Consider the following 19,391-nt stretch of genomic DNA (forward strand, 5'->3'; position numbering starts at 1 on the left):
CAGGTCAGTCCAGCGGATAGCGGGCTACCGACGCCGTGATCGCTTCGGCGATGAGCTTGAGGAACACGGTACCCATGCCCGGATGGAAGCGATCCATGTCGTGGCTGCCGATGGCGAGCATGCCAAGGCCGTTGACCGGCATTAGCACGGTCGACTGCACTTCGCCGGCGCGGGCGCCGAACAGCACGGCCAGCTTGTCGGGCTGCAGGCGGCCACACAGCGGTTCGTTGCGCTGCAGGAATTCGGCGAAGGCCGGCATCGCGTTCTTGCCGCCGGCTTCCAGGATCAGCCACTCGTTGGCCGGCGCGCTGTCGCAGCGGCCGAACAGCACGACGCGTACCAGGTCGGTGTGGAAATCCTCGGTCAGCCCGGCGACGACGCGGCTCACGCTGTCGCCGAGCGAGGTCGCCCGCATCAGCGACAGCGTCAGGCTGTGCACGCGGATCATGAGCTGCTCGTTCTCGTGCGCGATCTCGATGAGTTCGCGCAGGCGCCGGGTCAGCTCGCGGTTCTTGTCGCGCAGTACGTCGAGCTGGTAGCTCGCAAGCGACGCGGCGGCGCCCTGGTCGCGCGGCAGGCGCAGCGCGAGGGCGAGATCAGGAAACTCGTTGAGGAATTCCGGATGCCGGCGCAGGTAGCTCGCGACTTCCATTGCGGTCAGGCCGTCCTTCAGGGTCATGTCGCTCATAGGTAATAGTTCCCTTCGAAGACAAAGGTGGCGGGTCCTGTCATCCAGACCGGCTGGCCGGGGCCGGCCCAGGAAATCTGCAGCAGGCCGCCGGGCAGATGCACGTCGACCTCGCGGCCGACGCGGCCGCGGCTCGCGAGCACGACGACCGCGGCGCAGGCGCCGCTGCCGCAGGCCAGGGTTTCGCCGACCCCGCGCTCCCAGACGCGCAGACGGATCTCGCGCGCCGACAGCAGCTGAGCGAAGCCGACATTGGCCCGGTCCGGAAAGTCCGCATGGGTTTCCAGTGCCGGTCCCCACGCATCGACGGGCGCCGTGGCGCTGTCCGGTACCTCGATCACGGCATGCGGATTGCCCAGCGATACGGCGCCGAACGCCACGTCGGCCGTGCCCAGGCGGCGGCGATACAGCGGCGCCTGCACGTCTTCACGCAAGGGCACGGCCTGCGGCGCGAATTGCGGCACGCCCATGTCGACACGCACACGTCCGTCGTCGAGCATCTCGACCGCCACCGCGCCGCTGGGGCTCTGCAGCCGTGTCATGCCGTCGCCGAGCGCGCCGGCGCGGCGCAACCAGGCGGCGACGCAGCGCACGCCGTTGCCGCACTGGCCGGCCTGGCTGCCATCGCGGTTGTAGATGCCGTAGCGGAAGGCGCAGTCCGGATCGCGCGTGGGTTCTATCGTGAGTAGCTGGTCGAAGCCGACGCCGTTGTGGCGATCGCCGAGGCGCGCGATCGACGCGGCGTCCAGCGGCAGTGTCCGTTCGCGGCAGTCGATCACGACGAAGTCGTTGCCGGCGCCGTGCATTTTGCTAAAAGGCAGCAACTGCAATTCCGGAACGACGTTGCGGTTCACTTCGCCGCTTCGCTCTTCGCCGGCGCTGGCGTGGTGCCGGGCTTGACGAGATCGCCCTTGTTGCCGCAGGCGGCGAGCAGACACAGCAGGCAAAGCAGGAGCGAGGTACGCAGGACGATAGGCATGGCGTGGCCCGTAGATGCCCACGGGCCGCTGGCGATCCGTGATGCGAGGTTGACGAGGGATGCAGTATAACGAGGCCCATCATATCGATGCCCACCACGGGTACGGCGATCCACCATGCTGCCAGATATTCCCGCTCTGCTGCCTGCCGTCGCCGCCGCCCTGTTCGGGCTGGCCGCGCTCGCGCAGTCCTTCGCCGTGCGCCGGCGCTGGCGCCAGCGCCGGCGCCTTTCCGCCTGTCATCGCAGCGCCTGGCTGCTGGTTCTGGTCAGCCTCGCCCTGCTCGCCAGCGCGCTGGCCCTGTCGCTGGACGGCTATCGCCGCCTCAGCGCCGAAAAGCCTGTGGCGAGTATCGGCGTGCGCGCATTCGGACCGCAGCAGTGGGCGCTGCGCGTCGATCTCGCCGACGGTACACATGAGAGCGCGCAGATCAGCGGCGACGACTGGCAGCTCGACGCACGCGTGATCAAGTGGACGCCGCAGGCCGTCAGTCTCGGCGCGCAGCCGCTGTACCGGGTCGAACGCATCAGCGGCCGCTGGCGCGACGCGGCCAAGGCAAAGACCGCTCCGCCGAGTGTCAGCGCGGTCGGTAGCGACGGCGTGCTGGATCTGTGGCAGATCAAGCGCCGCTATCCGGCATGGCTGCCCTGGGTCGATGCGGATTTCGGCAGCGCCGCCTACATGCCGCTGATCGACGGCGCGCGCTACGACGTCACCATCGCCGCTGCCGGCGGCCTGATCGCGCGGCCGGCGGATGACCAGACCAAGGCCAAGCTCGACGCCATGGACTGGTGAATGGCCTGATGCGGAACGAAGTGAGAGGAGTGAGAAACGAGTGGATGCGCAGAACGTCGCGTTCCGCTTCCCGTCACGTATTTCAGCCATCCGAAACGGAAACTCAGAGCGAGGAACGAGCAGTGCGAAAAGCATGACGCGCCTACTCTTTTCTCACTCCTCGTCACTCATTCCAGCACGAACGTTCCGGTCAGCACGTCATGAACACGTTGATTCTTCTCGTCGAAAGTGAAAGCTCATGGTCGCCCCTGGTCTGGGCGCTGGAGCAGGGCGGCGAATCCGCCGAGGACGGCCGCATCGTCATCGAAGGCCGGCTCGGATGGCTTTCGATCGAGCCGGATCAGAGCGTCCTTGACGATTTCGACGACGACGAACGCGCCGACGCGGTTGCGGCGCTCGTGGATCCTTCCCTGTTCGTGATCGAGTGGCGCGGAGACGTGTTGATAGAAACCTTCGTCCGTGCCGTTCCGTCCGACAGCCGAGTGTTCGTGGACAACGAGCATGGCGTGTTCGCACCGGTCACGGTACTCAGGAACATTCCGTTCGCGTCTTGGGCACGGGCGATTTCGGTGCTGTAGCCGCGGGACCGGCAATCTGGCGAACCGGATCCGGGATGATCGCGCCGTCCGGAACAGCTGCCGCGAACGTTCGCTCCGGCCGCATCGCTCGGGGGGACGCTATTTGCGCTTGAATCGCAAGGCCATCCCGTGCCGCGCGTCCGCGTCCAGCGCGTGCACGTCTTCGCCGTGGCAGGACTTCACGTCGGTGATGGAGTAGATCGCGGCGGGATCGAGTTCATGGACCAGGCGCAGGAGTTCAGGCATGCGTCGGCGCTTGTCGACGACATACAGCACCTGCACCGAAGCCTGGCCGCGGTGGCGGCCGGCGAGTTCGACGACGGAATAACCGCGCTGCGTGAGCTGTTCGGCGAGGTTGCAGGCGCTGCAGTAGGAAATGATCCGAGCCAGTTCGGTGCCGACGCCGAGGCGGCGCTCCAGCGTGATGCCGACGAAGTTGCCGGTGGCGTAGCCGGCGGCGTAGGCGACGACGAGGTACCAGTAGTCGAGATGGCCGATCACCTTGCTCGCGGCGATGACCCAGATTGCCGCTTCGCAGAAACCGATCAGCGCAGCGAGCAGGCGGTAGCCGCGAAAGCCGACGAGGATGCGGACGGTGCCCAGCGAAACATCGACGATGCGTGCCAGAAAAATGGCGAGTGCGAGCATGGCCGGGTAGGTGTCGATCAGTTCGGCGATGGTGGTCATTGGGCCTTGGGAGTCGCGGGGGAAAGCACCGGAAGTGGCGACGCGGGTTTCTGGCGATGACGCCGAGGCGTCGGAGCAACGCGCGCCGCGCGCGCGTCCCAGGCCGCCTATCGCATCGTCTCGCGCTGTACGTTCTGCTTGACCGAGTCGGCTTCGATCGCGATCCAGACGAAGCGGCGGCCGCTGTCGGCGGTCATGAGCTTGCGCATCTCGCTGAGCGCCGTGCCGCAAGGACCGCACCAGTTCGCCCAGTACAGGACGACCACGGCGTCGGCTTCGGCGATGTCGGGCCGGGCGATCGGCAGGCCCTGCTTGTCGGTCAGGTGGGAAACGAGTTCGTCGACGCTCAAGCCGCCCGGAAGGGCCCGCCGCTCGGTCAGCGCGGCATTGAATCGCCACGGCATGCGGTAGTTCCAGCCAACGCTGTGCAGCACATGCCGCCCGTCCTTGATGAAGACATCCATGCGGGGCAGCCGCAGTCCACCCATCGATTCCAGCTGATGCAGCCGCCGGCGCGCGAGCACCGTTTCGACGAGGCTGACGTTCGGCGGCATCTGCGCCGCTGCCGGCAGCCGGCTCAGGCGCGTCGCGTCGGTCACGTCGGTGGCCACGCCGGCTTCCGCCTGCGGTGAATCGTCACTCTGCGCCAGCGTCAGGGCAGCAAGGAGGATCAGGGTTTTCACGAAGCGTCGGCCTGCAGGGGTTTCTCGTAGCGCCACGCCGGCGCACCGTCGTCGTAGTAGTTCTCGAGCGCCGCGCTGCGCCGGTAGCCGTGCGCTTCGTACAGGTGTACGGCAGCGCTGTTGTCGCGGCGGACCTCCAGGCTCAACGTGCGCAGCCCGCGCTCGCGCGCGACGCGTTCGGCGGCCGCGAGCAGGGCCTTGCCGATGCCGCGGCCGCGCGCGGCTACCGATGTCGCCAGCGAATAAAGCCGGGCTCGCGTGCTGCCGCGGCGGAAGAAGACGATCACGGAGCCGAGCAGTCCGTCATCGCCCTCGGCCAGCAGCACGGCGGCGCTGGGACTGGACAGGTGGCGGCGGAATTGGCGGGCGCTCATTCGGTCGTAGGCGAAGCTGGCGAGTTCGAGATCGACGAGGGCGGCCAGGTCGGCGGGCCGGGCACGGCGCAGATGGAAGTCGGTGGATCGAGGCACTCGCGGAGACTATCAGGGTGCGGCGGCTGTGGCTGCGCCGCCAGCCGCAGATCGGCGCAGAGCGGCGACGTCGTGCCGCATTCGCTGAACCGGGCATGGCTGGTTTTCGCTGACGGTGGCTCCGTGAACCATCGCCACATGTTGACCTCAGATGCCTGTGGCACACTCGCGCCGCTCGCCGTCCACTGCCCCCCTCCTATCCGTCCATGCCCGATCCCGACCCTGTTCCTGCGGCCGATGTCCGCGTCCGCGTCGTCACTCCGGCCGGTTCGCCATGAGCCGCCTGGTCATCGTCGTCGAGAAAGCCTCGGACTGGGGTTCCTACTATCCGTCCGACAATGTCGTCACCGCGAAGGATTACCTGCGCGAATCGCTGGCGACGGATGAGGAGCGCACGCAGGTCATCAACCTGTGCCGCAGCTACAAATACCTGGGAACCGGCTACTACGTGTCGCTGCTGGCCGAGGCGCGCGGGCACAAGGTGATCCCGTCGGTGCGCACGATCAACGACCTGCGCCGGCGCTCGCTGTACGGCCTGGATATCGAAGACCTGGAGCAGAAGCTCAGCCGCTTCCTGCCCGATTCGCGCGACACCACCGATTTCGGCCTGCAGGTCTACTTCGGCGAGACCAGCTACGCGCCGCTGCAGGATCTCGCCCGCCAGGTATTCGAGACCTTTCCCTGTCCCATCCTGCGCATCGAATTCGAACGCGAGCGCGAATGGGGCATCGCGGCGATCAAGCCGGCCGGCCTGCACACGCTCAACGATCCGCAGGAAGACGCGTTCGCCGATGCGCTCGACCGCTTCTCCAAGAAGCTCTGGCGCAAGCCGCGTGTGCGGCGCAAGTACCGCTACGACATTGCCATGCTGCACGATCCGGCCGAAGCCATGCCGCCGTCGAACAAGCGCGCGCTGAAACTGTTCATCGAGGCCGGCAAGGATCTCGGCATCGAGGTCGATCCGATCACGCGCAACGACTACACCCGACTGGCCGAGTACGACGGACTGTTCATCCGCGAGACCACGGCGCTCGACAACCACACCTACCGCTTCGCCAACAAGGCGGAGAAGGAAGGCATGGTCGTCATGGACGATCCGACCTCGATCCTGCGCTGCACGAACAAGATCTACCTGCACGACCTGCTGCGCTCGCGCAAACTGCCGACGCCCAGAACCGAGATCCTGTTCCGCGACGATGCGAAGAAGCTGACCGAGCTGCCGGCGACGCTGGGTTTTCCCATTGTGCTGAAGATCCCGGACGGCTCGTTCTCGCGCGGCATCGTCAAGGCCGAGAATGCCGAGGAGCTGAAGAAAGGCACCGAGGACCTGTTCCAGCACACCGCGCTGGTCATTGCGCAGGAATACCTCTACACCGAATTCGACTGGCGCATCGGCGTGCTGAACAAGGAGCCGCTGTACGCGTGCCAGTACTACATGTCGCGCGGTCACTGGCAGATCTACAACCACGGTGCGCGCGGCACGGCCAAGTCCGGCGGCTTCAAGACCCTGCCGGTACGCGAAGCGCCGGCCGAGGTGATGCGACTGGCGCTCAAGGCGACCAGCCTGATCGGCGACGGGCTCTACGGTGTGGACATCAAGCAGGTCGGCAATCGCATCGTCGTGATCGAGGTCAACGACAATCCGTCGATCGACGCTGGTGTGGAGGATCAGTACCTCGGCGAGGATCTGTACCGGCGCATCATGGAAGAGTTCCTGCGCCGCCTCGAACGCAAGCGGCTTGGCATCACCGACTGAGCGTGGCGTCCGCGCCGCGCGGATGCACGGCGACACTGCGCAACGCGGGCCGCAGGCGTCGTGCCTGCGCCCTGACGTGACGCCATCCCTGGCGCCGGTCGAACGGGCTTCCCGCCCCGGCCACGTCAGAACGGCGGCGCACGAACGAACCGACGAGGAAGGTCCGTGCACGGGCCGCCAGCCGCTGGCGATGCTGCATCGCCCACATCAGGCTTGGTGCACCCACGAGCCAGTACGCGATCCAGCCGAATGCGATCGAATGCGCGCGTGCCGCGGGCAGCAGCAGTACGCCGGCGATGCCGAGATACAGCCAGATCTCGATGAGGCGCGCGATCAGGGTGGATTCGTGCGGGCTATCGACAGGCTGAGGCGACCGGTTCGGGTGCATGACGTTCTCGGCTCGTGAGTGCGGGGCCAGTGTGCGCATCGCCAGTCTCAGATCCTGCGAGTCCTGCGAGTGCCGCGAAAGTCGCGTGACATAATCCGGATACATCTTCCGGAGGCGGCGCGTGGAAACCCACACCATCCTGCAATACACGGTCGTGCTGCTGGCTGCCGCCGTCGTCGCCGTGCCGATCGCCAAGCGCTTCGAACTCGGCGCGGTGCTCGGCTATCTGATCGCTGGTGCAGTGATCGGCCCAGCCGGACTGAAACTGCTGCAGAACCAGGACGGGATCGCCCACATTTCCGAGCTGGGCGTCGTGCTGCTGCTGTTCGTCATCGGACTGGAACTGTCGCCGCAGCGTCTGTGGGTCATGCGCAAGGCGGTCTTCGGCGCGGGCCTGGCGCAGGTGCTCGCGACCGCGGGCATCGTCGCCGCCATCGCCATCTTCGCGTTCGGCATGGCGCCCAAGTCGGCCATGATCGTCGGCCTGGGGCTCGCGCTGTCGTCGACCGCCTTCGGATTGCAGCTGCTGGCCGAGCGCAAGGAACTCACTTCACCGCACGGGCGGCAGGGCTTCGCGGTGCTGCTGTTCCAGGATCTGGCCGCGATCCCGATTCTTGCGGTCGTGCCTGTGCTCGCCGTCGGCCAGGGCGCCGCGGTCAACACTATCGAGGCTGGCAAGGTCGTCGGCACGATCGCGCTGGTCGTGCTGGCAGGACGCTTCCTGCTGCGCCCCGTCTTCCGCATCGCGGTGAATACGCGCATCCCGGAGGTGTTCACAGCGACGGCGCTGCTGGTCGTGATCGGAACGGCCTGGCTCATGGAGCTGGCCGGCATCTCGATGGCGCTGGGCGCGTTCCTTGCCGGGCTGCTGCTGGCGGATTCCGAATACCGGCACGAACTCGAATCGCAGATCGAACCGTTCAAGGGACTGCTGCTCGGCCTGTTCTTTGTGAGCGTGGGCATGGCGGTCGATCTCGGCCTGCTGGTGCGCGAGCCGTGGCTGGTGATCGGCCTGACCGTGAGCCTGCTGCTCGTCAAGGGCGCGGTGCTGTTCGTGGTCGGCAACAGCATCGGTGGCCTGGATCGCTGGCAGTCGCTGTCGCTCGCCGCGGTGCTCGCGGCGGGCGGCGAGTTCGCGTTCGTCGTCTTCCAGCTCGCCGCGGGCAGCCAGCTCATCGATGAGGGCGTGCACGGCATGCTGACCCTGGTCATCACGCTGTCGATGGCATTGACGCCGCCGCTGCTGCTCGCGCTGGGCCAGTTGATCAAGGCGCGCGAGCACAAGCCCGAGCGCGAATTCGACCGCATCGACGGCGATCCGCCGCGCGTGATCATTGCGGGCTTCGGCCGCGTCGGCCAGATCGTCGCGCGCGTGCTGCGCGCGCAGAAGATTCCGTTCACGGCGCTGGAAAATTCCATTGAACAGGTCGACGCCTCGCGCCGTTTCGGCAGCACGATCTATTTCGGCGACCCGAGCCGTCCGGAACTGCTGCGCGCCGCTCACGCGGACAAGGCCGAGATCTTCGTGCTCGCGACCGACGATCCGGAAGCGAACGTGCGCACCGCGCGCATGGTCAAGCGCATGTACCCCAATCTCAAGATCTTCGCGCGCGCGCGCAACCGCCAGCACGCGTTCCGGCTCATGGATCTCAACGTCGACGGGGTGATTCGCGAGACGCTCGAAGGCAGCCTCGACCTGACTCGCCAGGTGCTCGAAGCGTTGGGCCAGCCGCCGCGCGTCGCACAGGAGCGCGTGGCGCAGTTCCGCGCGCACGACGAGGAGCTGCTCAAGGCGCAGCATCTGCTCTACGACGACGACGCAGCGCTGATCCAGTCCTCGCAGGACGCGCTGATCGAACTCGAACAGATCTTCGCGGCCGACACGACCGAGACACGCGGACAGAAATGGGTCGGCGGCGTCAATCGCGAGTGGTGAAGCACCTCGCGGCCGCTTCGCCTCGTCGGGCCGCGACGGACAGGTAACGAGGCGTTGCGGTGGGAAACCAGCGAACGCTCCGCCTCTGCCGTTACTGCCGACTCACTTCTGATTGCTCATTGACCGCATTTCAGCCGTGATTTGCCGGCTGGCGCAGCATCTGCGCCAGGCTGGGAATCGCCGTGCTGGAACCCAGTTCAGCCGCAACATCCACATGGCCGAGCAGTTCGGCGAGATCGGCCGGCCGGCGCCCGAGGCGGTCGCGGATATCGCGCTCGGCGCCGCGCGCGAGCAACTGGCGCGCGCAGCCGAGCAGGCCGTGGATCGCGCACGCATGCAGTGCGCTGACGCCGCGTTCGTCCTGCGCGTCGAGATCGGCGGCGAAATCCAGCAGCAGCGCAACCAGGTGTGCGAGCTGCGCCGGATCGCAAGGTGAGCCCGGATCGGCGCGGCCGCCGACCAGCAGCAGCAGCGCGGTCTGGCCTTTGGCATTGCGCGCGTTCGGGGCCGCGCCGAGGCGCAGCAGCACTTCGAGCACGGCGCGCGCGCGCGTCCCGGCATGGCTGAAGGCGTAGTGCGCGGCGGCATGCAGCGCGGTCGAGCCTTTCTCGTCGGCGACGTTGGCATCGGCTCCGCTCGCCAGCAATTTCTCCACCAGCTCGGGAAAACCCAGCGCCGCGGCGATCATCAGCGTGGTGCCGCCGCCGGGCAGGCTCCGGTCCAGCGCGGCGCCGTGCGCGAGCAGCAGGTCGACGATGCCGTCGCGGCGCGCGCTTGCCGCGGCCGACAGGCAGGTCGCGCCACCCGCTGCCGCGTGCTCCACATCCGCACCTCGGCTCAGCAGGAGCCGCACCACATCGCCATGCCCGTGGCCGCAGGAACGCAGCAGCGCCGTTGCACCCTGCGCGTCGGTCCCTTCCAGCGGCAGGCCCAGGGTCAGCAGGCGATCGACCGCGGCCGTGTCGCCACAGGCAGCAGCGGCGACCAGATCTTCGGCACGCAGGCGACGCCGCGGCAGTGGCCATTTCGGCCAGTGCAGCCAGTACTGCAGTGATTTGCCGCCGCCCCCGAGGGCGCGGCCGAGCGCGGTTTCGCCGTCGTTGGAGGCCAGTTCCGGATCGGCGCCGTGTCGGATCAGCGACTGCACGACACCATCGAGCTGCGCCGGGGGCAGGCCCAGCGCCGCATGCAACGGCGTGCGGCCCGCCTGATCGCGCGCATTGGGGTTGGCGCCACCATCGAGCAGGCGATCCAGCAGCGTAGCGGCGCCGAGCTGCGCGGCGAGGTGCGTCGCGGATTCGCCCTGCTCGTTGACGGCGAACGCGTCGGCACCGCGCTGGGCGAGATCCAGCGCGAGGGCGAGGAGCTGTTCGCGCCGCGTCGCATCACTGACGCCGCGCGCGGCTTCGAGCACGCGCCGCAGTACGCCCGCGCCGCCGCTGTTGGCGCCGGCCTGGACCAGCTCGGCCACCGCGGCCGCGGCATCGGGCAGGCGCTCCAGCGCAGCGGAAAACAGACTGCTGCGCGTGGTGAACGCGTCGGCCCGCAGGCCGTGGTTGAGCAGCCACTGGCGCGGTCGCGCGTCGCTGTGGGTCGCCAGTTCGAGCCAGATACCGGCGAGGTCGGCCTGCGACCACTGACCCAGCCGCGGCAGTAGCCCTTCGGCAATGGTCCAGTGGCCGAAGCGCAGTGCGTCGAGCAGATGGGCCGGCGAGTCGGCGACCGCGCTGCCCGCACTTTCGGCGACGGAACTCGGCAAGGCGTAGTCCGGATCGATGAGGGCGACCAGATCCCAGCGTCCACCGGCGATCGCGTGATCGAGCGCGCGGCGGCCGTCGGTGCAGGGACGATGGCGGTCGATGCCGAGCGCGAGCAGCGCGCGCACCACGGTCGCGTTCGCCTGGCGTGACTGGCATGCGATCGCGAGCGCGCTGCGCCCGAGATGATCGACACGGTTCGGATCCGGCTTGCGCGCTGCAAGCAGGGCGATCACCTCGGCGGCGCCGGCGCGCGCGGCTTCCATCAGCGCAGTCGTGGCATGGCTGTCGCTGAGGTCGACGCTGGCGCCCGCATCGAGCAGGCAGCGCGCAATTGCCGCATGGCCGCTCAGCGCGGCGGCCATCAGCGCGGTGCGTCCCAGCGGGCCCTGCGCATCGACGCGCGCCTTCTGCTTGAGCAGCAGCTTCACGCCGGTCATGTCGTCGTCTGCGATCGCCGCCGCCGCGCTCAGCGCCGGCTGGGCGTGCTCGACCTCGTTGCGTGCACCGTGTTCCAGCAGGAAACGCAACAATGTCCAGTTTGCCGCATGGGCTGCCTGCCCCAGCGGCGTCAGGCCGTCGCGATTGATCGCGGCCAGCGGCGCGCCGGCGTCGATGAGCATGGCCGCCACGATGGGCTCGGCGGCGAGCGCCGCGTAGTGCAGGGCCGTATTGCCCCGCGCGTCGCCGATGGCTGGGTCGGCGCCGTTGGCGAGCAGCGTCAGTACGGCATCGGGGCGGCCCTGGTAGCTGTCGCGGGTTGCGGCCAGCAGCGGACTCAGCCCCGCATGCACGCGGTTCACATCGGCGCGCTTGGCAATGAGCGCGCGCAGTAGGCGCACCTCGGGCAGTGTCGTGGCGAGCATCAGCACGCTGCGCTGGTCGCGCTCGCCGGCACCTGGCACGGTATTCGGATCTGCACCGCGTTCGAGCGCGGCCAGTGCCAGTTCGACCTGGCCGCAGCGCGTGGCGTGCAGCAGCGCGGCGTCGAGTTCGGCCGGGGCAAGGCCAGTGGGCAGCTCGCGCGGCAGCGCGCAGTCGCCGACGGCGGGATCGGTACGGATCGCCGGCGTCTGGGCGTAGCGCGCGCGGCGCGCCGTCAGCAGCGCGCGCAGACAGCGGTTTGCGACCAGCAACTGCGCCAGTGGCAGCGCCGCTACATAGATCAACAGCAACAGAGTGCGCAGTTCCGTCGGCAGACCCTGGCCAAGTCCGGCGATGCCGACGGCCAGACAGACCATGACCAACTGCGCCAGGGCCACGGGCAGGCCGTGGCTGAAGAACAATTCGTGCTCGCCGGTCAGATGGCGCGCAAAGCTCACACTGCGCGACACCGCGGTCAATATCCATGAACCCTGTTCGTCGTCGGGATAGGCGTCGTCCCAGACCAGCACGAGGCCGAAGGCCGGCCACAGGCGCCAGAGCAGCAGCAGGGCGACGACGACCGCCGCCGACAGGCACATCGTCGCCGGCAGCGAACCGCCCTGCAGCAGCCAGGCCAGCGGCCAGCCGAGCAGCAGCATCACCGCGGCGGTGTACGTGGCCAGTACAACGAAATGGGCTGCGCCGCGGCGCAGCACCGTACGCGCGAAACTGTCTTCCTGGTCGAAGCCCAGGCCGTGGCAGATGGCCGCCAGCGTGAGGGAATTGGCCGCGAGCAGCAGCAGCAGCACGGCCGGATGCACCACGAACGCGACGATCAGCAGACACAGCGCCGCCGGCAGGAAGTAGGGCAGGCTGGCGACGAAGGCGGCAAGGCGCGTCGGCTTGGCTCGGGGCACGCGGAACTTCCGTACAGATCGGGCGGGTGGGGAACAGGCCGGGCGATCCGCTGCGGTCGCGCCCGGGCCGCCGGCGTTTCCGCGCGAACGGCCAAACCCGCGCGAGTATATGCAGTTACTACCGCGCCCGCGGTAAAACCCGGTTCAGCCTGTCGCGCCGTTCATGTTGCGGTGCCGCAGAGCCGCTTCATTGCGTGGTCCCCACTGGCGGTGGCGGCAACTGCAGGTGAAAGCCAGGACCCCGCAGATTCGCGATGACGGTATCTACATCCTCGCGCGCCAGCCTGCGTTCCGGCGACAGCGCCAGCTCGATCACGAAGCTCAGCGGTCCCAGCGTGGCGGCCAGTGTCGGCGGCACCAGCTCGAACGCATCGCGTTCGCGCAGATAGACAAACGTGTCGGCGCGGCGCAGGCTTTTGTATACAAAGCATTGCATCATGGGCTCTCCCGGTAGACCGCGTCGATGGTAGCGCGTACGACGAGGAGCGTTGCGCGGGAGGTTGCGCGGGCAGGAACATCGTCGATCCGGTGTGGATGGCAGACAACGGGCGGACAGGCGCCCGAGCGCCTGTCCGTATCTGCCCTGCCATCAATCCCCGAATTTCGCCGGTGCCGGCGGCGCCTGCAGGCGCGGCTTCGGGTTTGCAGGCAGCTGGCCGAGCAGTACCTCGACCGCCTTCTCGATGCTCGGATCCTTGCCAGCGGCGATCTGCTCGGGCCGATCGATGACCTCGATGTCCGGCGCCACGCCTTCGTTCTCCACGGCCCACTGGCCGTCGGTGCTCATGAAGCGGAAGGTTGCCGCCAGCACGCTGCCGCCGTCGGCCAGGCCGGGATTGCCGGAAATGCCGATCAGACCGCCCCAGGTGCGCGTGCCGATCAATTGTCCCAATTTCAATTTCTTGAAATAGTACGGGAACGCATCGCCGCCGGAACTCGACAGGCCATTGATCAGCATCGCCTTGGGTCCGTCGTGCGATACCAGTGGCGTCGGCGCCGGATCGACGCCGCGGCGCTTCCAGTAGTTCAGCGGCGTGCGTGCGAGCAGTTCGATCATGCGGTCGGGAATGAAGCCGCCGCCGTTGTAGCGGTCGTCGATGATCAGCGCTTCCTTGTCGTGATACGCGAGCAGGCCGCGGTTCAGTTCGCGGTTGCCTTCGACCGCGGTGTTCGGCACATGGATGTAGCCGATGCGGCCGTTGGACAGCTTGTCGACATAGGCGCGGCGTGCCGCGACCCAGTCGGCGTAGCGCAGGCCCAGCTCCGAGGTCAGCGTGCGCACGCGCACTTCGCGTGCGCCGCTGGCGCTGGGCCGGCGGTTGACGCTGAGGCTCACGACCTGATCGCCGCGGCCCTGCAGCAGCGCGTAGGGATTCTTCACGCTGCGCGCATCGACGCCGTCGACCGCGATCAGGTACTCGCCTTCCTTGACGTTGACGCCGGTCTCGGTCAGCGGCGAGCGCAGGTCGCGATTCCAGTTCTCGCCGGCGAAGATCTTCGCGAAGCGGAAATAGCCGGAGGCGTCGGTCGCGAACTCGGCGCCGAGCAGGCCGCCGGCGCGGCGCTCGACCTTGGGCATGTCCGACGAGGACTGCACGTAGACATGACCGGCATTGAGCTCGCCGGCGACTTCCTGCAGCAGATAGTCGAGATCGGCGCGACTGCCGAGGTGCGGCACCCACGCGGCATAGCGGTCGCGGATCGCATTCCAGCGCTCGATACCGCCGTGCACGCCGGGATCGTAGAACCAGTCGCGCAGGATGCGCCAGGCGTCGGCGAACTCCTGCTGCCATTCAACGCGCGGGTCGACGTAGAGCTCGAGCTTGTCGAGATTCAGCGCACCGGCGTTGAAGTCCTGGCCGGCATCGGCCTTGACCACGGCGAAGCGCTCGCCCTGCTTGAGCAGCAGCATGTCGCCGCCCGTGGACAGGCGGTAGTCGGCGATGTTCGCAGCGACGGCCTTGTCCTGGTCCGCGTCGAGCGCGAGGCGGCGCAGTTCCAGTGGCTGCTGCTGGCGCGGATTGCCGGAAAGGAAGTAGACCGCGTCGCCGCCGGCCTGCAGGCTGCGGTAGTTGCCCGAGCCGACCTTGAGTGCGACGGCGCGCCCGACGATACCGTCGCGGTCGACGCTGATGTCTTTCGCGATCGCGGCGGCGGTTGCGTCCTTGCCCTTGTCCTTGGCAGGCTTGTCGGCTGCCGCTGCGGCGACCGGCTTCACCTCGTCGCTGGGCAGCGGATAGACCGCCGGGCCGCTGCCGGCCAGGGTCAATGCGTAGGGGCGCGTGGCATTGGTATACAGGTAGTTTTGTTCAAACGCGCTGAAGGTCAGGTTGTAGTCGCGGTTGGACAGGAAATATAGCCAGCGGCCCTTGGGATCGAAGGCCGGATTGAATGCGTTGCTCGTTGCCTCGGTAACGGCGTCGGTGTTGCCGTCGCGCAGCGAATACAGCCATACCTGCGACAGTCCGGCCGCGTTGGCCTTGGCGTAAGCCAGCCACTTCGAATCGGGCGACCACACGTAGTCGGTGAGATCGTCGAACGTGCTCTGGTCGACCTCGCGCTGGCTGCCGTTCGCTACATCGACGATGCGCAGGCGCTGGCGTTTGTCCGCATAGGCGAGCTTGCCCGAATCCGGCGACCAGACCGGCGGGAAGCGCCAGATGCCGCCGTCGCGCGTGACGCGGCGCGGTTCGCCGCTGCCGTCCTGGCTGCGCACGTAGACCTCGTATTCGCCGCTTTCGTCGGACAGGTAGGCGATGCTCTTTCCATCGGGCGACCAGGTCGCACTGATCTCGCGCGCGGCCGGAGTCTTGCTGATGTTGCGGATCTCGCCGTTCTTCGCGGGCACGCTGAACAGTTCCCCGCGCGCGCCGAACACGACGCGTTCGCCGTGTGGCGAGACGTCGAAGGATTCGATCTGTGCGGCGACTTTCTTCCAGGCCGGCAGCGCCTGCGGCTGGTCCCCGGTCACACGGATGTCGATCTTGGCTGCCTGCGCCGTGGCCGGGTCGAAACGCCAGATCCAGCCGCCCTGCTCGAATACCAGCGCGTCCTTGCCTGCGCTGGGCCAGAGGATGTCGAAATCGTCGAAGCGCGTGAGCTGGCGCGCCTCGCCGCCGCTCGTGGGCATGGACCAGAGATTCAGCGTGTGGCCGCGGTCGGAGACGAAATAGATGGTGTCGCCGATCCACATCGGCTGGTGATCGGTCGCGCGGTTGTCGGTCAGGCGCCTGGAGGTGTTGCTGGACAGGTCGTAGGTCCAGACGTCCTGCGCGCGGCCGCCGCGATAGCGTTTCCAGCTGCGGAAGTCGCGGTCGATCGGCGTGTAGACCACCGACTTGCCGTCGGGCGAGAACATGCCGCCGCCGCTTTCGGGCATGGCCAGCGGTGTTTCCAGGCCGCCAGCGACCGGCACCTGGTAGAGGCGGCCGCTGCGCTCGTCGTACGGCACGCGATTCGCGCGCACGAGCACATTACTGCCGTCCGGGCTGAAGTCCAGCACGCGATAGTCGGTGCCGCCGCGCGGCGGCATGCTGCCGACGTCGGCGTACCAGGTCAGTTGGCGCGGCAGTCCGCCGTCGGCCGGTATCACGTAGACCTGGCGCGTCCCATCGTATTCGGCGGAGAAGGCGATCCAGCGGCAGTCCGGCGAAAATTTCGGGTACAGCTCGTTGCCGATGTGCGACGTCAGGCGCTGCGCTGTGCCGCCGGCGGCCGCGACGCGATAGATGTCGCCGGCCTGGACGAAGGCGACGGCATCGCCGCAGATATCGGGAAAGCGCAGCACACGGCTGCTTCCCGCTTCGGGCGCGGTAGTCGCGGCGGCCAGCAGGACGGCGGAAACGAACAGCGACATCGGCGGTTCCTTGCGGGAGATGGCTGGCCCGATTGTAGGTAAGGCGACGCGGTCTGCCCTGGGCCAAAAGGGCTAGTGCAGAGGGAGGAGGAGTGAGAAACGACTGAGCGGAAGCCGGGCCGATGCAGCCGGGCCGGCACAGTGATGTGAACCGGAGTCGCTCTGCTGTTTACTCGTTTCTCACTTTTCTACCGTATTTTCCTCGACTTCAATGCGGCAGCGCCGCCAGTTCCCTCTGCGCGGCGTCGAGAAACGCCTGCTCCTTGCGCCGGTAGTACTTCGGCGCCGCGCGGGCGCGCTTGAGCATGTCCTCGAACACGCGGCGCGCCTCGCCGGGACGCTGCAGCTGCTTGAGCAGCAGGCCGTAGCGCAGGCGCGGCTCCTCGCCGGGATAGCTGGACGCGAGCACTTCGTATTCGTCGAGCGCCCGCTGGTGTTCGCCAAGTTCCTCGAGGCAGCGCGCGTAGAGAAAATGGCCGTCGTCGGAACGGAACTGCGGGTTGGCCCTGATCAGCGTATCGAGCGTGTCGCGCGCGGCGGCGTACTGCTGCAGTCCGGCCTGCGATCGCGCGAGGCCGAGCAGAAAGGCGGGGTCGGTCGCGTAGATGCCCTTGAGCACGGACTGATAGAGCTCCGCTGCATTCGCGTAGTCGCCCAGGCGCAGCGATTCCTCGGCCAGGCGGCGGCGGTTGTCCACGGTGTCCGCGACGTCGAGCTGCTGTGCGATGTGCCGGCGCTGGCGCTCCGGATCGATCCGGTCGCGTACGGTGCGCACGAGGCGGCGGCTGGCCGGATCGTTGCGCAGGTCGGGCAGCACCTGCGTGAAGACATACACGGCCACGCCGAGGAAGGAGCCGATCACGATGACCCACAGCCACCAGTGCGGCCGGCCCGTGCGCACCATGTGCACCAGGCAGAAGAACTGCAGCAATACCGAAACGATCAGGAAGATGGGCATGGGCGGGGCAGTGGCACGGGGACGTGGAAGCTTGTCGCCGGGCCGGCAACCGCGCAAGCCGCGCGGGCGCAATCGAAGTGCGGCCCGTGCTCTTCCCCTCGCCTGGGCTCGCTCAAAGCTCGCCCCTGAGCGGAAGTCAGATGTGCGGATGACGCAACAAAAAGACCTCTTCCCAACGTTCGCAAGCGAGCGTGGGGAAGAGGGAGGTTGTGGCGGCTGATTTCATTTATAGATTTCGCATATAAAACAAAATAGCTATTTCTTGCTCGCGTCCCGCGCCGCCTTGAATTCGCTGTCCGCAGCCCATTGCGGCCAGCTCGCCTCGCCGGCCAGCTTGCTGCCGACTTTGTACATGACTTCGAGATCCGCGATCACACCGTCCAGCGGCATGCCGTCGCGATATTCGTCGGCAACCTGGTGGTAGCGGTTCTTGCCGTAGTCGTCGAACGCCGTGCGGCCGGCCGCTTCGCCACCCTCGAACAGGTCGACGCCGCCCTTGGCATATAGCGCCGGCACGCCCTTGCGCGCGAAGTTGAAATGATCGGAGCGGAAGAAGAAGCCTTTCTCCGGCGATTCCTCGGCCGTGACGACGCGGCCCTGGGTTGCGGCGGCGTCCTTGAGGTAGGTGTCGAGTTCGGACTGGCCGAAGCCCACGACGGCGAAGTTGCGCGCGGTCGGTACGAGGTTCAGTGCGTCCATGTTGATGTTGGCGACGGTCTTGTCCATCGGAATCGGCGGATGCGTCGCGTAGTAGCGCGAACCGAGCAGGCCGGATTCTTCGAGCGTCACGGCGGCGAACACGATAGAGCGCTGCGGCGCCGGGTTCTGCTTGGCAAAGGCCTCGGCGATGACGAGGAGGCCGGCGACGCCAGTCGCGTTGTCGACCGCGCCGTTGTAGATCTGGTCGCCGCTGAGCGTCGTGTCCTTGCCCAGGTGATCCCAGTGCGCGCTGTAGACGATGGCTTCGTCGGGCTTGCTGCTGCCCGGCAGCAATGCGATGACATTGTCGGACGTGCCGCTCTTGATCGTGCTCTTGAGCGTGGCCGACAGTTTCGCGCCGAGCGGCTGAGCCTTGAAACCGCGCACGTCGGCGCTCTTTCTGAGCGCGGCGAAATCTATCCCGGCCTTGCCGAACAGGCGCTCGGCCGAGGCCTTGGTGATCCAGCCGGCCACGTCCAGGCGCGGTGCCGGGTCTTCGCTCAACGGCAGGTCGAATTGCGGCCCGCTCCAGCTGTTCTCGATCACGCCCCAGCCGTAGCCGGCGCCTTCGGTCTCGTGCACGATCAGCGCGGCGGCCGCACCCTGGCGAGCGGCTTCCTCGAACTTGTAGGTCCAGCGGCCGTAGTAGGTCATGGCGCGGCCCTTGAACAGTTCCGCGTCGTTATTGCCGAAACCCGGATCGTTGACGAGCACGACGACGGTCTTGCCCTTGACGTCCAGGCCGGCGTAGTCGTTCCAGCTCTGTTCCGGCGCGTTGACGCCGTAGCCGACGAAGACGAGTTCGGAATCCTTCAGCGTCACCTCAGGCTTGGCAGAGAGATTGCCGACGACCATGTCGGTCTTGTAGGCGAAGGTCTCTGTGCCGCCGCCGACCGCGATGGCCAGCGTGAGATCGGTGTTCTGCAGCGCGGTCTCGACGGTCGGCACCGACTGGAACCACGAACCGTTGTTGCCGGGCTTGAGGCCCATGCGCTCGAACTCGTCCTTGAGGTACGCCGTGGTCAGGCGCTCGCCGAGCGTACCCGGCTCGCGGCCCTCGAATTCGTCCGAGGACAGCTTCTTCAGACGTTCGGCGAAGTCGACGCCGCTGCTGGCGAAGGTCGACTTGTACGTGGCCGGCGCGGTCGCAGCGGCGGGAGCGGGCGGTGCTGCCGGCGGCGGTGCTTCAGAACAGGCGACGAGCGTGAGTGCGGCGCTCGCGATGAGAATGACGTGGCGCATGAAGCCTCCGGAAGAACACGCAAAGCGCGAGTGTAGGTGCGCTCGCGTATTCGCGGCCAGGCCGGAAGTCATGACAGGCGCCATGCGTTACGTTCGCCAGGGGTTCGGCGGGAGCCGTGCGCGGCTCCCGCTACCGGCAT

Annotated in this window: 16 protein-coding genes; 4 read left to right on the forward strand and 12 right to left on the reverse strand. The window is 67.5% G+C overall.

Features of this window, described 5'->3' with window-relative positions; translation table 11 throughout:
• Positions 1-4: 4 nt before the first annotated feature.
• From RUU78_RS06100 to RUU78_RS06110, 3 genes are read right to left on the reverse strand one after another with little or no spacing between them, the layout of a single operon-like run.
• Positions 5-688 (reverse strand): DUF484 family protein, encoded by a 684-nt coding sequence (locus tag RUU78_RS06100; protein ID WP_313914719.1) that lies wholly within the window; start codon positions 686-688, stop codon positions 5-7.
• Entirely contained in the window at positions 685-1,512 is an 828-nt protein-coding gene (gene dapF, locus RUU78_RS06105; protein WP_313914722.1) for a diaminopimelate epimerase, read from the reverse strand. Before dapF ends, RUU78_RS06100 begins: the two co-directional genes overlap by 4 nt.
• Positions 1,513-1,538: 26 nt before the next feature.
• Positions 1,539-1,667: a lipoprotein gene (locus RUU78_RS06110; protein WP_313914724.1), complete on the reverse strand. Its 129-nt coding sequence runs from the start codon at positions 1,665-1,667 to the stop codon at positions 1,539-1,541.
• A 115-nt stretch (positions 1,668-1,782) separates the two neighbouring features.
• Here RUU78_RS06110 and RUU78_RS06115 point away from each other — a divergent pair, with 115 nt between their 5' ends.
• Both RUU78_RS06115 and RUU78_RS06120 read left to right on the forward strand, forming a co-directional pair.
• Positions 1,783-2,460 (forward strand): hypothetical protein, encoded by a 678-nt coding sequence (locus tag RUU78_RS06115; protein ID WP_313914726.1) that lies wholly within the window; start codon positions 1,783-1,785, stop codon positions 2,458-2,460.
• Positions 2,461-2,660: 200 nt separating this feature from the next.
• Positions 2,661-3,038 (forward strand): hypothetical protein, encoded by a 378-nt coding sequence (locus RUU78_RS06120; protein WP_313914728.1) that lies wholly within the window; start codon positions 2,661-2,663, stop codon positions 3,036-3,038.
• A gap of 99 nt (positions 3,039-3,137) precedes the next feature.
• Here RUU78_RS06120 and RUU78_RS06125 read toward each other — a convergent pair whose 3' ends face one another.
• The 3 genes from RUU78_RS06125 to RUU78_RS06135 form a co-directional block, all read right to left on the reverse strand.
• Positions 3,138-3,725, reverse strand: a complete 588-nt coding sequence (locus RUU78_RS06125) for a DUF5698 domain-containing protein (RefSeq protein WP_313914730.1) — start codon at positions 3,723-3,725, stop codon at positions 3,138-3,140.
• Between the two features lie 107 nt (positions 3,726-3,832).
• Positions 3,833-4,408 carry a thioredoxin domain-containing protein gene (locus tag RUU78_RS06130; RefSeq protein WP_313914732.1) on the reverse strand — a complete coding sequence of 192 codons (576 nt, stop codon included), beginning with the start codon at positions 4,406-4,408 and terminating at the stop codon, positions 3,833-3,835.
• Entirely contained in the window at positions 4,405-4,878 is a 474-nt protein-coding gene (locus RUU78_RS06135) for a GNAT family N-acetyltransferase (protein ID WP_313914734.1), read from the reverse strand. Before RUU78_RS06135 ends, RUU78_RS06130 begins: the two co-directional genes overlap by 4 nt.
• 274 nt (positions 4,879-5,152) lie before the next feature.
• Between RUU78_RS06135 and RUU78_RS06140 the strand changes: the two genes are divergently transcribed.
• Positions 5,153-6,634: a RimK family protein gene (locus tag RUU78_RS06140; RefSeq protein ID WP_313914736.1), complete on the forward strand. Its 1,482-nt coding sequence runs from the start codon at positions 5,153-5,155 to the stop codon at positions 6,632-6,634.
• On the opposite strand, the gene RUU78_RS06145 is transcribed toward RUU78_RS06140, so the two are convergent.
• The gene (locus RUU78_RS06145) at positions 6,624-7,022 is read right to left on the reverse strand and encodes a hypothetical protein (protein ID WP_313914739.1); all 399 of its coding nucleotides are present in this window, start codon (positions 7,020-7,022) and stop codon (positions 6,624-6,626) included. The two genes, RUU78_RS06140 and RUU78_RS06145, sit on opposite strands and share 11 nt — an antisense overlap.
• A 121-nt stretch (positions 7,023-7,143) precedes the next feature.
• On the opposite strand from RUU78_RS06145, the gene RUU78_RS06150 reads away from it, so the two are divergent.
• Complete coding sequence (locus RUU78_RS06150; protein ID WP_313914741.1) at positions 7,144-8,958, forward strand: monovalent cation:proton antiporter-2 (CPA2) family protein; 1,815 nt, start codon at positions 7,144-7,146, stop codon at positions 8,956-8,958.
• A 130-nt stretch (positions 8,959-9,088) separates the two neighbouring features.
• Here the strand turns inward: RUU78_RS06150 and RUU78_RS06155 are convergent, their stop codons facing one another.
• From RUU78_RS06155 to RUU78_RS06175, 5 genes are all read right to left on the reverse strand, one after another.
• Entirely contained in the window at positions 9,089-12,496 is a 3,408-nt protein-coding gene (locus RUU78_RS06155; RefSeq protein WP_313914744.1) for an ankyrin repeat domain-containing protein, read from the reverse strand.
• A 187-nt stretch (positions 12,497-12,683) separates the two neighbouring features.
• Positions 12,684-12,932, reverse strand: coding sequence for a YcgL domain-containing protein (locus RUU78_RS06160; RefSeq protein WP_313914786.1), 249 nt, complete (start codon positions 12,930-12,932; stop codon positions 12,684-12,686).
• 153 nt (positions 12,933-13,085) lie between these two features.
• A complete protein-coding gene (locus RUU78_RS06165; protein WP_313914746.1) occupies positions 13,086-16,352 on the reverse strand; it encodes a PDZ domain-containing protein in 3,267 nt (1,088 codons plus the stop codon).
• A gap of 208 nt (positions 16,353-16,560) precedes the next feature.
• Positions 16,561-17,310: a tetratricopeptide repeat protein gene (locus tag RUU78_RS06170; protein WP_313914747.1), complete on the reverse strand. Its 750-nt coding sequence runs from the start codon at positions 17,308-17,310 to the stop codon at positions 16,561-16,563.
• Between the two features lie 255 nt (positions 17,311-17,565).
• A complete protein-coding gene (locus tag RUU78_RS06175; protein WP_313914749.1) occupies positions 17,566-19,251 on the reverse strand; it encodes a M28 family metallopeptidase in 1,686 nt (561 codons plus the stop codon).
• Between the last annotated feature and the right edge of the window lie 140 nt (positions 19,252-19,391).

Source organism: Tahibacter sp., from assembly GCF_032229445.1.
GTDB lineage: Bacteria > Pseudomonadota > Gammaproteobacteria > Xanthomonadales > Rhodanobacteraceae > Tahibacter.